The organism is Mycobacterium paraffinicum, from assembly GCF_001907675.1.
Lineage (GTDB): Bacteria > Actinomycetota > Actinomycetes > Mycobacteriales > Mycobacteriaceae > Mycobacterium > Mycobacterium paraffinicum_A.
Genome location: NZ_MPNT01000050.1, coordinates 1 through 12808 on the forward strand (window position 1 = coordinate 1; position 12808 = coordinate 12808).

Here is a 12808-nt window from a genome sequence, read left to right on the forward strand (position 1 = left end):
AACGCCGCCACCGACCGCGCGCCGGTCATGCCACACAGCCCATCACGCTCGATCTCGGCGACCAGGTCCACAATGCGCCCATCAATCGCATTGCGCTGACCCGCCAACTCCGCCAACTCCTCAAACACCTCGTCCAAACGCTCTTTGGGGCTCACCACCACAGAGCCGGAAGATGCGATCGAGGACATGACCGCACCCTCGCAGCGGCGTACGACAAGTTTCGGCTGCCGACTTCGCGCTGGGCTGTGACCCGCGAACTAGTCCACAGTCCCGCCTCTATCCACAGGACCGCTCGCCGAGACCCGATTTTGGCCCCACTCATGCGCGGTCCGTCGGTTGCGGCGAGGTCAATGGTCACCACACCAGAGAAATAACAACCGAGAAGGGATCAGCCCATGTTTGAAACACCGCTTACGGTCGTCGGACACATCGTCACCAACCCCGAACGCCGACAGGTCGGCACCCAGGAGGTGATCAAGTTCCGCGTCGCGAGCAATTCGCGGCGGCGCACGGCCGACGGCGGCTGGGAGCCGGGCAACTCGCTGTTCATCAACGTCAATTGCTGGGGCAAGTTGGTCACCGGCGTGGGCGCCGCGCTGGGCAAGGGTGCACCGGTGATCGTGGTGGGCCACGTGTACACCAGCGAGTACGAAGATCGCGACGGCAACCGGCGCTCGTCACTGGAGATGCGTGCTACCTCCGTAGGGCCGGATGTGTCCCGCGCGATCGTGCGTATCGAGAGGCCGGGGTACACCGGGCCGAACGCGGAGCAGGCGGCCGCCAATGGAACTTCGGCGGCAGCCGCCGACGTTGGTGCTGAGAAGGACCTGAAGGCCGGCGAGGACCCGGCCGATCCCACCAACACCGCCGCTGACCGCGACCAGCTGTCCGTTCTGGCTTGACGGCCGGCTAGGGGCAGGCCGACGGCCGTCGGGCGGTGCCTAGGATGGTTCGCGAGATCACTCTGCAGAAAGGCATACCCGCGGCATGGCTGAGTTCATCTACACGATGAAAAAGGTCCGCAAGGCGCACGGCGACAAGGTGATCCTGGACGATGTCACGTTGAGCTTCTATCCGGGCGCCAAGATCGGTGTCGTCGGCCCCAATGGCGCCGGCAAGTCGAGCGTCTTGCGGATCATGGCCGGGCTGGACAAGCCAAACAACGGCGAGGCCTTCCTGGCCACCGGGGCCACCGTCGGCATCCTGCAGCAGGAGCCACCGCTGAACGAAGAGAAGACGGTGCGCGGCAACGTCGAGGAGGGGCTCGGCGAGATCAAGGTCAAGCTGGACCGGTTCAACGAGGTCGCCGAACTGATGGCCACCGACTACTCCGACGAGTTGATGGAGGAGATGGGCCGGCTGCAGGAGGAACTCGACCACGCCGACGCCTGGGACCTCGACTCGCAGCTCGAGCAGGCCATGGACGCCTTGCGCTGCCCGCCGCCGGACGAGCCGGTGACCAACCTGTCCGGTGGTGAGCGGCGCCGTGTGGCGTTGTGCAAGCTGCTGTTGTCCAAGCCCGACCTGCTGCTGCTCGACGAGCCGACCAACCACCTCGACGCCGAGAGCGTGCAGTGGCTCGAACAGCACCTGGCCGCCTACGCCGGCGCGGTGTTGGCGGTGACCCACGACCGGTACTTCCTGGACAACGTGGCCCAGTGGATCCTCGAGCTCGACCGCGGCCGCGCGTATCCCTACGAAGGCAACTACTCCACCTATCTGGAGAAGAAGGCCGAGCGCCTGTCGGTGCAGGGCCGCAAGGACGCCAAGTTGCAGAAGCGGCTGACCGAGGAGCTGGCCTGGGTGCGGTCGGGGGCCAAGGCGCGCCAAGCCAAGAGCAAGGCGCGGCTGCAGCGGTATGAGGAGATGGCCGCCGAGGCGGAAAAGACGCGCAAGCTCGACTTCGAGGAGATCCAGATCCCGGTCGGGCCGCGGCTGGGCAACGTGGTCGTCGAGGTGGAGCACCTGGACAAGGGCTTCGGCGGCCGCACGTTGATCAAGGACCTGTCCTTCACCCTGCCCCGCAACGGCATCGTGGGTGTCATCGGTCCCAACGGCGTCGGCAAGACGACGCTGTTCAAGACGATCGTGGGCCTCGAACAGCCCGACAGCGGGACGGTCAAGGTCGGAGAAACCGTCAAGCTCAGCTACGTCGACCAGTCCCGGTCCGGCATCGACCCCAAGAAGACCGTGTGGGAAGTCGTCTCGGACGGCCTCGACTACATCGAGGTCGGCCAGAACGAGATCCCGTCGCGCGCCTACGTGTCGGCGTTCGGGTTCAAGGGGCCCGACCAGCAGAAGCCGGCCGGGGTCCTCTCCGGTGGCGAGCGCAACCGGCTGAACCTGGCTCTCACGCTCAAAGAGGGCGGCAACCTGATCCTGCTCGACGAGCCCACCAACGACCTCGACGTCGAGACGCTCGGTTCGCTTGAGAACGCCCTGGAGAAGTTCCCGGGCTGCGCGGTGGTGATTTCCCACGATCGCTGGTTCCTGGACCGCACGTGCACGCACATCCTGGCGTGGGAGGGCGACGAGGACAACGAGGCCAAGTGGTTCTGGTTCGAGGGCAACTTCGGCGCGTACGAGGAAAACAAGGTCGCACGGCTCGGAGCCGACGCGGCACGACCGCACAGAGTGACCCACCGGAAGCTCACGCGCGACTAGTGTCAGCTGCGCAGCCCCGCAGTGACGCGGCCCAGACGGCCGCTCGGGGCCGTACCCCCTTCGCGGGGGAGAGTGGGCGGTTGAGCACAGTGGCATCGGTCACGAGTTGGGAGCCATCGGCATGACGATCGATCCCGGAGCCAAGCAGGCCCTCAAGCCGTGGACCGAGTTCACCCGGCAGGAAGACATCCCAGGCTGGATCGCGCAGGCCTACGTCGAGAGCTATCGCGGCCCGCACGGCGACGAAACGGCGGATTCCGGTCCGACCGACGTGACCGTGCCGACCTCCATCGTCACTCCGGCCATGCTGGGTGCCCATTATCGGCTGGGCCGGCACCGTCCCGCCGGCCAGAGCCGGGTCGCGGTCTACCCCCCGGACGATCCGGCCGGCTTCGGTCCCGCGTTGCAGGTCGTCACCGACCACGGCGGCATGCTGATGGACTCGGTCACCGTGCTGCTGCATCGGCTCGGGGTGCCCTACGCCGCCATCATGACGCCGGTGTTCGAGGTGCACCGCAACTCGAACGGCGATCTGGTCAGCGTCGAACCCAAACCTCCCGGTGCGCCGCAGTTCGTCGGCGAAGCGTGGATACACGTACAGCTGCTGCCGTCCGTCGACACCAAGGGCCTCGCCGAGGTTGACCGGCTGCTGCCGAAGGTCCTCTCGGACGTGCAGCAGGTCGCCAGCGATGCGGACGCCTTGATCGCCACCCTGGCCGGCCTGGCCGCGGACGTCGAAACCAACTCGCACGGCCACTTCTCGGCCCCGGACCGCGACGACGTCGCGGCCCTGCTGCGCTGGCTGGGCAACGGTAACTTCCTGCTGCTCGGCTACCAACGGTGCCGCGTGCACGAGGGCTTGGTCTCCGGCGATGGATCACCCGGCCTGGGCGTCCTGCGCACCCGCACCGGTTCCCGCCCCCGGTTGACCGATGACGACACGCTGCTGGTGCTCGCGCAGTCCGTCGTGGGCAGCTACCTGCGGTACGGCGCGTACCCGTACGCCATCGCGGTGCGGGAGAAGGTCGACGACGGAGTCCTCGAGCACCGCTTCGTCGGGCTCTTCACCGTCGCCGCCATGAACGCCGACGTTCTGGAGATCCCGACGGTCTCGACCCGGGTGCGCGACGTGCTCGCCCTCGCCGAGAGCGACCCGATCCACCCCGGCCAACTGCTACTCGATGTCATCCAAACCGTTCCGCGCTCAGAGCTTTTCACGCTGAGCGCCGAGCGGCTCTTAGCGATGGCCAAAGCGGTGGTGGACTTGGGATCCCAACGGCGGGCGTTGTTGTTCCTGCGCGCCGATCGGCTCCAATACTTCGTGTCCTGCCTGGTGTATCTGCCCCGTGACCGCTACACGACTCAGGTGCGGCTGCAGATCGAAGACATCCTGGTCCGCGAATTCGGTGGCATGCGGCTTGAGTTCACCGCCCGAGTCAGCGAATCACCTTGGGCCCTCATGCATTTCATGGTGCGGCTGCCCGAAGAATCCGCGCCCGTCGACGTCTCCGAGGACAACCGGGTGCGTATCCAGGGGTTGCTGAGCGAGGCCGCGCGGACTTGGACCGACCGGTTGATCGGCGCGGCCGCGGACAGCCGCGTCGAACAGGCCGACGTCGAGCACTACGCGACGGCCTTCTCCGAGGCCTACAAGCAGGCCGTCAGCCCGGCCGACGCCATCGATCACATCGCCATTGTCGAGGGGCTGCAAGACAATTCGGTCAAGTTGGTGTTCTCCGAACGCGGCGAGGACGGCGCCCCTCAGTTGACCTGGTTCCTTGGTGGGCGCACGGCCTCGCTGAGCCAGCTGTTGCCGATGCTGCAGAGCATGGGCGTGGTGGTGCTCGAGGAGCGGCCGTTCACCGTGACCCGCCCCGACGGGCTGCCGGTGTGGATCTACCAGTTCAAGATCTCCACCCACCCCACCATCTCGCCGGCGACCACGACGGAGGAGCGCGACGCGACGGCACAGCGATTCGCCGACGCGGTCACCGCGATCTGGGAAGGCCGGGTCGAAATCGACCGATTCAACGAGCTGGTCATGCGCGCGCGGCTGACCTGGCAGCAGGTGGTGCTGCTACGCGCCTACGCAAAATACCTGCGGCAGGCGGGCTTTCCCTACAGCCAGTCCTATATCGAGTCCGTGCTCAACGAACACCCCTCCACCGCGCGATCACTGGTCGCCCTATTCGAGGCACTTTTCGATCCGCGCCCGTCGGGTCAGTCCAGGAACCGTGACGCCCAAGCGGCGGCGGCCGCCGTCGCCGCCGACATTGATGCGCTGATTAGCCTCGACACCGACCGCATCCTGCGGGCGTTCGCGTCGCTGGTGCAGGCGACGCTGCGCACCAATTACTTTGTGACGCGGGAGGCTTCGGCCCGGGCCCGAAACGTGCTGGCCCTTAAGCTCGACGCCCAACTGATCGACGAGCTGCCGCTGCCGCGCCCCAAATACGAGATCTTCATCTACTCGCCCCGGGTCGAGGGCGTGCATCTGCGGTTCGGCCCGGTGGCGCGCGGCGGGCTGCGCTGGTCGGACCGCCGCGACGACTTCCGCACCGAGATCCTCGGCCTGGTCAAGGCGCAGGCGGTGAAGAACGCCGTCATCGTGCCGGTCGGCGCCAAGGGCGGCTTCGTCGTCAAGAGGCCGCCGCTGGCGACCGGCGACCAGGCGGAGGACCGCGACGCCACCCGCGCCGAGGGCGTCGCCTGCTATCAGCTGTTCATCTCCGGGCTGCTCGACGTCACCGACAACGTCGACCACAAAACCAAGAAGGTCAGCCCGCCATCCGATGTGATCCGGCGCGACGGCGACGACGCCTACCTGGTGGTGGCCGCGGACAAGGGCACTGCCACCTTCTCCGACATCGCCAACGACGTCGCGAAGTCCTACGGATTCTGGTTGGGTGACGCGTTCGCGTCCGGCGGATCGGTGGGCTACGACCATAAGGCCATGGGCATCACCGCCAAGGGCGCGTGGGAGGCCGTCAAACGACACTTCCGGGAGATGGGCGTCGACACCCAGTCGGAGGACTTCACGGTGGTGGGCGTCGGCGACATGAGCGGCGACGTGTTCGGCAACGGCATGTTGCTGTCCAAACACATCCGGTTGATCGCCGCGTTTGATCACCGGCACGTCTTTCTCGACCCGGACCCCGACGCCGCCGCCTCGTGGGAGGAACGCCGGCGGATGTTCGACCTGCCGAGGTCCAGCTGGGACGACTACGACAAGTCGCTGATCAGCGAGGGCGGCGGGGTGTACAGCCGCGAGCACAAATCCATCCCGGTCAGCCCGCAGGTGCGCGACGCGCTGGGCATCGACGGTGAGATCACCGAAATGACGCCGCCCAACCTGATCAAGGCGATCCTGCAGGCGCCGGTCGACCTGCTGTTCAACGGCGGCATCGGCACCTACATCAAGGCCGAATCGGAGTCCGACGCCGACGTCGGCGATCGCGCCAACGATCCCGTGCGGGTCAACGCAAGTCAGGTGCGTGCCAAGGTGATCGGGGAGGGCGGCAACCTTGGGGTGACCGCCCTGGGCCGCGTCGAGTTCGACCTGTCGGGCGGGCGCATCAACACCGACGCCATGGACAACTCCGCCGGGGTGGACTGCTCGGACCACGAGGTCAACATCAAGATCCTGATCGACTCGCTGGTCACCGAGGGCCGCGTCGACCCCGGCGAGCGCAAGGAGCTGCTGGAATCGATGACCGACGAGGTCGCCCAGCTCGTGCTCACCGACAACGAGGACCAGAACGATCTGATCGGCACCAGCCGCGCCAACGCGGCCAGCCTGCTGCCGGTGCACGGCAGGCAAATTCAGTACCTCGTCGACGAGCGAGGGCTCAACCGCGAACTGGAAGCGCTGCCGTCGGAGAAGGAAATCGACCGCCGGTGCGAGGCCGGCATCGGGCTCACCTCCCCCGAGCTGTGCACCCTGATGGCGCACGTCAAACTCGGGCTCAAAGAGGAGATGCTGAACACCGAACTGACCGAGCAGGACGTCTTCGCGTCCAGGTTGCCGCAATACTTCCCGACGCCGTTGCGGGAACGGTTCACCCCGGAGATCCGCACCCACCAGCTGCGGCGCGAGATTGTCACCACCATGCTGATCAACGACCTGGTCGACACCGCCGGCATCAGCTACGCCTTCCGGATCGTCGAGGACGTCGGCGTCGGGCCGGTCGACGCGGTACGCACTTACGTCGCCACCGACGCCATCTTCAGCGTGGGCCAGATCTGGCGGCGGATTCGCGCGGCGAACCTGCCGGTCGCCATGTCAGACCGGCTCACGCTGGACACCCGACGGCTGATCGACCGCGCAAGCCGCTGGCTGCTCAACTACCGTCCGCAGCCGCTGGCCGTCGGCGCCGAGATCAACCGGTTCGCCGCGACGGTCAAGGACCTCACGCCGCGGATGTCGGAGTGGCTGCGCGGCGACGACAAGGCGATCGTCGAGAAGGAGGCCGCCGAGTTCTCGTCGCAAGGTGCACCCGAGGACCTGGCGTACATGATCGCCGCGGGTCTGTACCGCTTCAGCCTGCTGGACATCATCGACATCGCTGACATCAACGACATCGACGCCGCCGAGGTCGCGGACACCTACTTCGCCCTGATGGACCGGCTGGGCACCGACAGCCTGCTGACGGCGGTCTCCGAGCTGCCCCGCAATGACCGCTGGCACTCGTTGGCGCGCTTGGCGATTCGCGACGACATCTACGCCTCGCTGCGGTCGTTGTGCTTCGACGTGCTCGCGGTGGGGGAGCCGGACGAAAGCGGCGAGGAGAAGATCGCCGAGTGGGAACACCTGTCGGCGTCAAGGGTGGAGCGGGCCCGCCGCACCCTCATCGAAATACAAGAAAGCGGGGAAAAGGATCTTGCGACACTCTCGGTGGCCGCGCGCCAGATCCGGCGCATGACCCGCACCAGCGGACGAGGATCCTCCAGTTGAGCGTCGGCTTCGTCGCCCCCGTACCGGTGCGCTGGTCGGACATCGACATGTACCAGCACGTCAACCACGCCACCATGGTCACGATTCTGGAAGAGGCCCGGGTGCAGTTCCTGCGCGAAGCGTTCGAGGTCGACATCTTGACCATCGGGTTGCTGATCGCGGAAGTCAAGGTGACCTATAAAGGTCAACTGCGGCTGGTCGATTCGCCGCTGCAGGTGACGATGTGGACCAAGCGGTTGCGGGCGGTGGACTTCACGCTGGGCTACGAAGTGCGCTCGGTCAGCGCCGACCCCGAGTCCAAACCCGCCGTCATCGCCGAGTCGCAGCTGGCCGCCGTTCACATCGAGGAGGAGCGCTTGGTGCGGCTCTCCCCACACCATCGGGAGTATCTGCAACGGTGGATTCGGTAGTAGTTGACCGCGGACTCTGGTTGGGGCCAGCCGACCGGGCCGCCCAGCGCAGGGATCTGGCCGCGTTCGTCGATTACGCGCTGCGTCTCGACGACACCGCCGTCATTCGCCTCCGCACTCGATCGGCCGGCCTGCTGACGGCTTGGGTGGCCACGGGTTTCGACGTCATGGCCAGCCGGGTGGTCGGTGGCGAAGTGCGGCCCGAAGATCTGTCGGTGGGCGCGGACGGTCTGGCGCGCGGCCTGTCCGCGATGGACGACTCGGGCTACGTCGACCCAGGCTTCGCGATGGATTCCGCATGGCGGGGGGCGCTTCCCCCGGACTCGGGCTTCGCGCACCTCGAGGACATACCCGCCCGAGTGATGCTCGATCTGGCGCATCGCGGGGCGCAACTCGCCAAGGAACACGGCAGTTCGCATGGTCCGCCGGTGTCACTGCTCGACCAAGAGGTGGTTCAGGTGAGCTCCCCGGACGGCGGCGTGGGGGTGCCGATGCGGTGTGTGTTCGCCTTGACCGCAATGGGTTTCCTGCCGCAGTCGGCCGAGGCCGTCGCCGCCGACGAGATGATCCGCGTCCGGGTCCTGCCGACCTGGTTGCGCCTCGATGCCCGGTTTGGCTCGGTGTACCGGCGTCGCGGAGACCCGGCGCTGCTGTTGAGCTGACGCCTCAGACGGCCGGCGGCCGCCCGAATCATCTTGATTCAAATACGGTCTTCGGCCGACGGCTCAGGTGCCGTAGACCATCCACAACGGCAGAACCGCGTCCAGGTAATCCATGAACTTCTTTAGTCCCACGCGGTATTGCCCATAGCCGTACGGGTCTTCGGCGTACTCGGGGAACGCGATGCCCAACCCGAACAGGCCGGGGGCGAGGATTCCGTTCATCCGGTTGTAGCGCAGCGGTCCAAACTGGGGCGTCTCGGGCAGCGTCCGCGGTTCGAAACCCACCGTGTAGACGACCCGGTCGCACTCGGCGAGCTTCTCCTCGAACTCTGGGCTGGAAACCCAGCACCTCTCCAACCGTTCCGGGTACACCCCGTCGATGTTCTCCCGGGCCCACACGGCGGCTCGGCCCTTGAGGCCCGTGTCGTCGAACAGGATCCAATCATCCAGATAGACAGCGTATTTGAGCGGGCTGCGGTAAAAATTGATCACCCTGCCGACCGGAAGCCTCAGCAGGTGCGGCAGCGCGATCATCGACGAGTGCGACGAGCCGAAGACACCAACCGTCGCGCCTTCGAGTGGCACCTCGGCGAGCTTCTCGGCGTCGAGGGCGACCTCGACCGGGATCTCGTCGATGGCGTAGTCCAGGCTCTTGGGCACCACGCCGACCGCGAGGATCACGTTGTCCGACGTGACTTCCGAATCCTGCGTCTCGATCCGCCACTGCCGCCGTTGCAACGACAGGGTGGTGGCGGTCGTTTCGAAGGCGGGCACCCGCTCGCGCAGGTGCCCGGTGACCCACACCAACGGGTCGGCGACCAAGGCGAGGGCGCAGGTCTCCTCCGGGTCGATTTCGGCCAGCGGCGATGGCGGAGCTTCCGAAAACCGAAAGGCCGCAGAGCCGTTCAAGAAACTCAGGAATGTCCCGGCGATGGTGTTGCTGGACACCGACCGCCACTTGCCACCCAGGTCTCCCGCGGCGAAGGCAGGGTCGATCCAGGCGATCTCGTCAGCCGGTACGCCCCGATCGAGCAGCCGTCCCACCGCCGCGATTCCCGCGGGTCCGGCTCCGATCACTGTCCACGAGTAGGTCGCCATGTACTAGGTATAGAGGAGCGACGAGACAAGCGCTTTTCCGGAACCGGGCCGAACCGGTTGACCAGCCGGGCTCACACGATGTCGGCTGAACATCAGCGCCGCCGTCCGGTTCACCGCGCCGACCCGGTCGGCACCTGGTTGGTAGCGTCCTCCCGCGCGACACCCCGCGAAAGTCACGCGAAAGCGACTACTCCGCCAGCCCTTTGGGCGCTCAGACCAGCCACGCCGCGGCGTCGGGTGCGAGTTTGCCGTCGACCAGCGGGGCGCTTGCCACGATCAGTTCTCCCGGCGGCAGTGGGATGGGTCGGCTGCCGGCGTTCACCGCGCACACCGCCCCGCCGTCGCGGCGGAAGATCAGCGCATCGCGCGGCGCGTCGAGCCACTCGAGCCCGTCGCCGTCGAATTCGGCGCGCTCCTTGCGCGATGCGATGATGCGCTGGAAGAACGAGAAAGTCGATTCGGGGTCCGCGACCTGCTTCTCGACGGTCAGTGCCGCCCACTCCGGGGGCATCGGCAACCAGGTGTCGGGCGACGAGGAGAACCCGAATGGCGGCTCCTCACCCGACCAGGGGATCGGGACCCGGCACTTGTCGCGGCCGCGCTCGGTGTGCCCGGAGCGCTCCCACGTCGGGTCCTGCAGCACCTCGTCGGGCAGCACCACGTCCGGCAGCCCCAGCTCCTCGCCGTTGTAGACGAACACCGCACCCGGCAGCGCCAGCATCACCATCGCCATGGCGCGCGCCCGCCGCAACCCGACCTCACCGTCGCCGTACCGGGTGACCTCACGCCCCACGTCGTGGTTGGACAGCGTCCACGTCGGTGTGGCGTTCTCGATCGCGGTGGCCGCCAACGAATTCTGAATGGCGTCATGGATTTCGGTCGTGTCGAAATCGATCTTGGTCAGCCGGAAGTTGAAGCCGAGATGAAGCTCGTCCGGCCGCAAGTACTCGGCCCACCGGGCGTTGTCCATGACCCAGACCTCGCCGATGGTCACCGCCCCCGGGTAGTCATCGACGATCGATCGGATCCCGCGGTGGATGTCGTGCACGCTCGGGTGGTTGAAGCGCGGGTCGTCGTCGCTGTGGTGCAAGACCTTGACGTCGTCCCTCGCGTCGGGCAGGTCGGCCGGCTTGGCCATCCCGTGCGCGACGTCGATGCGGAAACCGTCGACGCCGCGTTTCAGCCAGAACCGCAGCGTCTTCTCGAAATCGTCGAAGATGTCCGGGTGTTCCCAATTCAGATCCGGCTGCTCGGCGTCGAACAGGTGGAGGTACCACTGGCCCGGGTTGCCGTCCGGTTCGACCACCCGCGTCCAGGCCGGCCCGCCGAACACCGACGTCCAGTTGTTCGGCGGCAGTTCGCCCTGGGAGCCGCGCCCGTCGCGGAAGAAGTAGCGTTCACGGGCGTCCGTACCCGGACCGGCCGCCAGCGCGGCCTGAAACCACGGGTGCGCCGAACTGCTGTGGTTGGGCACCACGTCCATGGTGATCTTGATGCCTCGCTCGTGCGCCGCCGCCACCAGCCGCTCGAACGCTGCCATCCCGCCGAACAGCGGGTCGATGTCGCGCGGATCCGCGACGTCGTAGCCGTGGTCGGCCATCGGCGACACGGTGACCGGATTGAGCCAGATCGCGTCGACGCCGAGCCGTTCCAGGTGTTCCAGCCGAGCCGTGAGACCGTCCAGGTCGCCGACACCGTCGCCGTCGCTGTCGGCGAACGACCGCGGATACACCTGATAGAACACCGCGTTTGACCACCACGGCCTGGATTTCATTCCACCCCGCTCAGTTTCGTGGGCCGACATCACAACGCCGCGTTGACCAGCGAATGCGCCGCCATCTCAAGGTAATCGAGCAACTGGCGCCGGTGCTCGTCGTCGAGGGTCTCCGAGTCGATCGAGGCGACGGCGATGTGCATGCAGCGCAGCCAGGCGTCGCGCTCGATGGGAGTGATCCGGAATGGGACGTGACGCATCCGCAACCGGGGATGGCCCCGCTGGTCGGAGTAGGTGCGTGGGCCGCCCCAGTACTGCTCGAGGAACATCCGCAACCGCTCCTCGGCGCCCGCCAGGTCGTCTTCGGGGTAGATCTGGCGCAAGATCTCGTCCTCGGCGACCTGGGCATAGAACCGGGACACGATCGCATGGAAGGTGTCGGCGCCGCCGACGGCGTCATAGAAGGACTGGGGCTCGGAATCCATCGGCTCCATTGTGGTCCATTGCGGCGGACCCGGGCCGCGCCGGGCCGACGGGGCGCCCGGTGTTCACCCGCGCGACATGCCGTTCACCAGCAATAGGGGTGCGATTGGCGGCGAATCATGGTGGACTATCCGCGGAGGATCTATGGCGCAGGGCAAAAGACGCCGCAGCCACCGGAGTTCCGGTGCCGCGGCAGGGTTAACCGGGCCCCCAACCGCGTCGTGCCTGCATAGCGTCGATACCCATCCCCCCACCCGCCAGGACACCGCCTCCGTGTGGAGTCGCCGGCGGGTGTTGTTGCTGAATTCGACCTACGAGCCGCTGACCGCCCTGCCGATGCGACGGGCCATCGTGATGGTGATTTGCGGGAAGGCCGACGTGGTGCACCACGACCCGGCCGGGCCTGTGATCCACTCGGCCACCAGTTCGATCGTCGTGCCCTCGGTGATCCAGCTGCGATCTTATGTGCGCGTCCCCTACCGGGCCCGGGTCCCGATGACCCGTGCCGCGCTGATGCACCGCGACCGGTTCTCCTGCGCCTACTGCGGGGCCAAGGCCGACACGGTCGATCACGTGATACCCCGCAGCCGCGGCGGGGACCACACCTGGGAGAACTGCGTCGCGTGCTGCTCGACGTGCAACCACCGCAAGGGCGACAAGCTGCTGACCGAACTCGGCTGGGTGCTGCGTCGGACACCGCTGCCGCCGACGGGACAGCACTGGCGGTTGCTGTCGACGGTCAAGGACCTCGATCCGGCCTGGGCGCGTTACCTCGGCGAAGGCGCGGCCTGACCGATCTCGTGTCCAAGTGTGCCGACGAATC

General features: G+C 66.9%; 9 protein-coding genes and 1 pseudogene. 6 read left to right on the forward strand and 4 right to left on the reverse strand.

The features are described from left to right. Positions 1–188 (reverse strand): annotated as a pseudogene (locus tag BRW65_RS29080) (13E12 repeat family protein); the annotation flags it as partial. A gap of 207 nt (positions 189–395) precedes the next feature. Between BRW65_RS29080 and BRW65_RS29085 the strand changes: the two are divergent. The 5 genes from BRW65_RS29085 (at position 396) to BRW65_RS29105 (ending at position 8690) form a co-directional block, all read left to right on the forward strand. Further along, positions 396–902 (forward strand): single-stranded DNA-binding protein, encoded by a 507-nt coding sequence (locus BRW65_RS29085; RefSeq protein WP_073880661.1) that lies wholly within the window; start codon positions 396–398, stop codon positions 900–902. A gap of 85 nt (positions 903–987) precedes the next feature. Beyond that, positions 988–2664, forward strand: a complete 1677-nt coding sequence (gene ettA / locus BRW65_RS29090; RefSeq protein ID WP_073880662.1) for an energy-dependent translational throttle protein EttA — start codon at positions 988–990, stop codon at positions 2662–2664. 121 nt (positions 2665–2785) lie between these two features. Continuing rightward, positions 2786–7618, forward strand: coding sequence for an NAD-glutamate dehydrogenase (locus tag BRW65_RS29095; protein WP_073880664.1), 4833 nt, complete (start codon positions 2786–2788; stop codon positions 7616–7618). Then, positions 7615–8028, forward strand: coding sequence for an acyl-CoA thioesterase (locus BRW65_RS29100; protein ID WP_055400158.1), 414 nt, complete (start codon positions 7615–7617; stop codon positions 8026–8028). Before BRW65_RS29095 ends, BRW65_RS29100 begins: the two co-directional genes overlap by 4 nt. Further along, entirely contained in the window at positions 8016–8690 is a 675-nt protein-coding gene (locus BRW65_RS29105) for a hypothetical protein (protein ID WP_073880666.1), read from the forward strand. The genes BRW65_RS29100 and BRW65_RS29105 overlap by 13 nt, the downstream gene beginning before the upstream one ends. A 63-nt stretch (positions 8691–8753) precedes the next feature. Here BRW65_RS29105 and BRW65_RS29110 read toward each other — a convergent pair whose 3' ends face one another. The 3 genes from BRW65_RS29110 to BRW65_RS29120 form a co-directional block, all read right to left on the reverse strand. Beyond that, complete coding sequence (locus BRW65_RS29110) at positions 8754–9767, reverse strand: pyridine nucleotide-disulfide oxidoreductase (RefSeq protein ID WP_073880697.1); 1014 nt, start codon at positions 9765–9767, stop codon at positions 8754–8756. A 232-nt stretch (positions 9768–9999) separates the two neighbouring features. Continuing rightward, positions 10000–11592, reverse strand: coding sequence for a glycoside hydrolase family 13 protein (locus BRW65_RS29115; protein ID WP_139273306.1), 1593 nt, complete (start codon positions 11590–11592; stop codon positions 10000–10002). Continuing rightward, positions 11592–11987 carry a globin gene (locus BRW65_RS29120; RefSeq protein ID WP_067269714.1) on the reverse strand — a complete coding sequence of 132 codons (396 nt, stop codon included), beginning with the start codon at positions 11985–11987 and terminating at the stop codon, positions 11592–11594. The genes BRW65_RS29115 and BRW65_RS29120 overlap by 1 nt, the downstream gene beginning before the upstream one ends. 142 nt (positions 11988–12129) lie before the next feature. Here BRW65_RS29120 and BRW65_RS29125 point away from each other — a divergent pair, with 142 nt between their 5' ends. Then, positions 12130–12777: an HNH endonuclease gene (locus tag BRW65_RS29125; protein WP_073880668.1), complete on the forward strand. Its 648-nt coding sequence runs from the start codon at positions 12130–12132 to the stop codon at positions 12775–12777. Positions 12778–12808 lie beyond the last annotated feature (31 nt).

Bases quoted from the DNA above. Each gene is read 5' to 3' on its own strand.
- BRW65_RS29085 (WP_073880661.1), top strand. From the start codon at position 396: ATGTTTGAAACACCGCTTACGGTCGTCGGACACATCGTCACCAACCCC.
- ettA (WP_073880662.1), top strand. From the start codon at position 988: ATGGCTGAGTTCATCTACACGATGAAAAAGGTCCGCAAGGCGCACGGC.
- BRW65_RS29095 (WP_073880664.1), top strand. From the start codon at position 2,786: ATGACGATCGATCCCGGAGCCAAGCAGGCCCTCAAGCCGTGGACCGAG.
- BRW65_RS29115 (WP_139273306.1), bottom strand. From the start codon at position 11,592: ATGTCGGCCCACGAAACTGAGCGGGGTGGAATGAAATCCAGGCCGTGG.
- BRW65_RS29120 (WP_067269714.1), bottom strand. From the start codon at position 11,987: ATGGATTCCGAGCCCCAGTCCTTCTATGACGCCGTCGGCGGCGCCGAC.
- BRW65_RS29125 (WP_073880668.1), top strand. From the start codon at position 12,130: ATGGCGCAGGGCAAAAGACGCCGCAGCCACCGGAGTTCCGGTGCCGCG.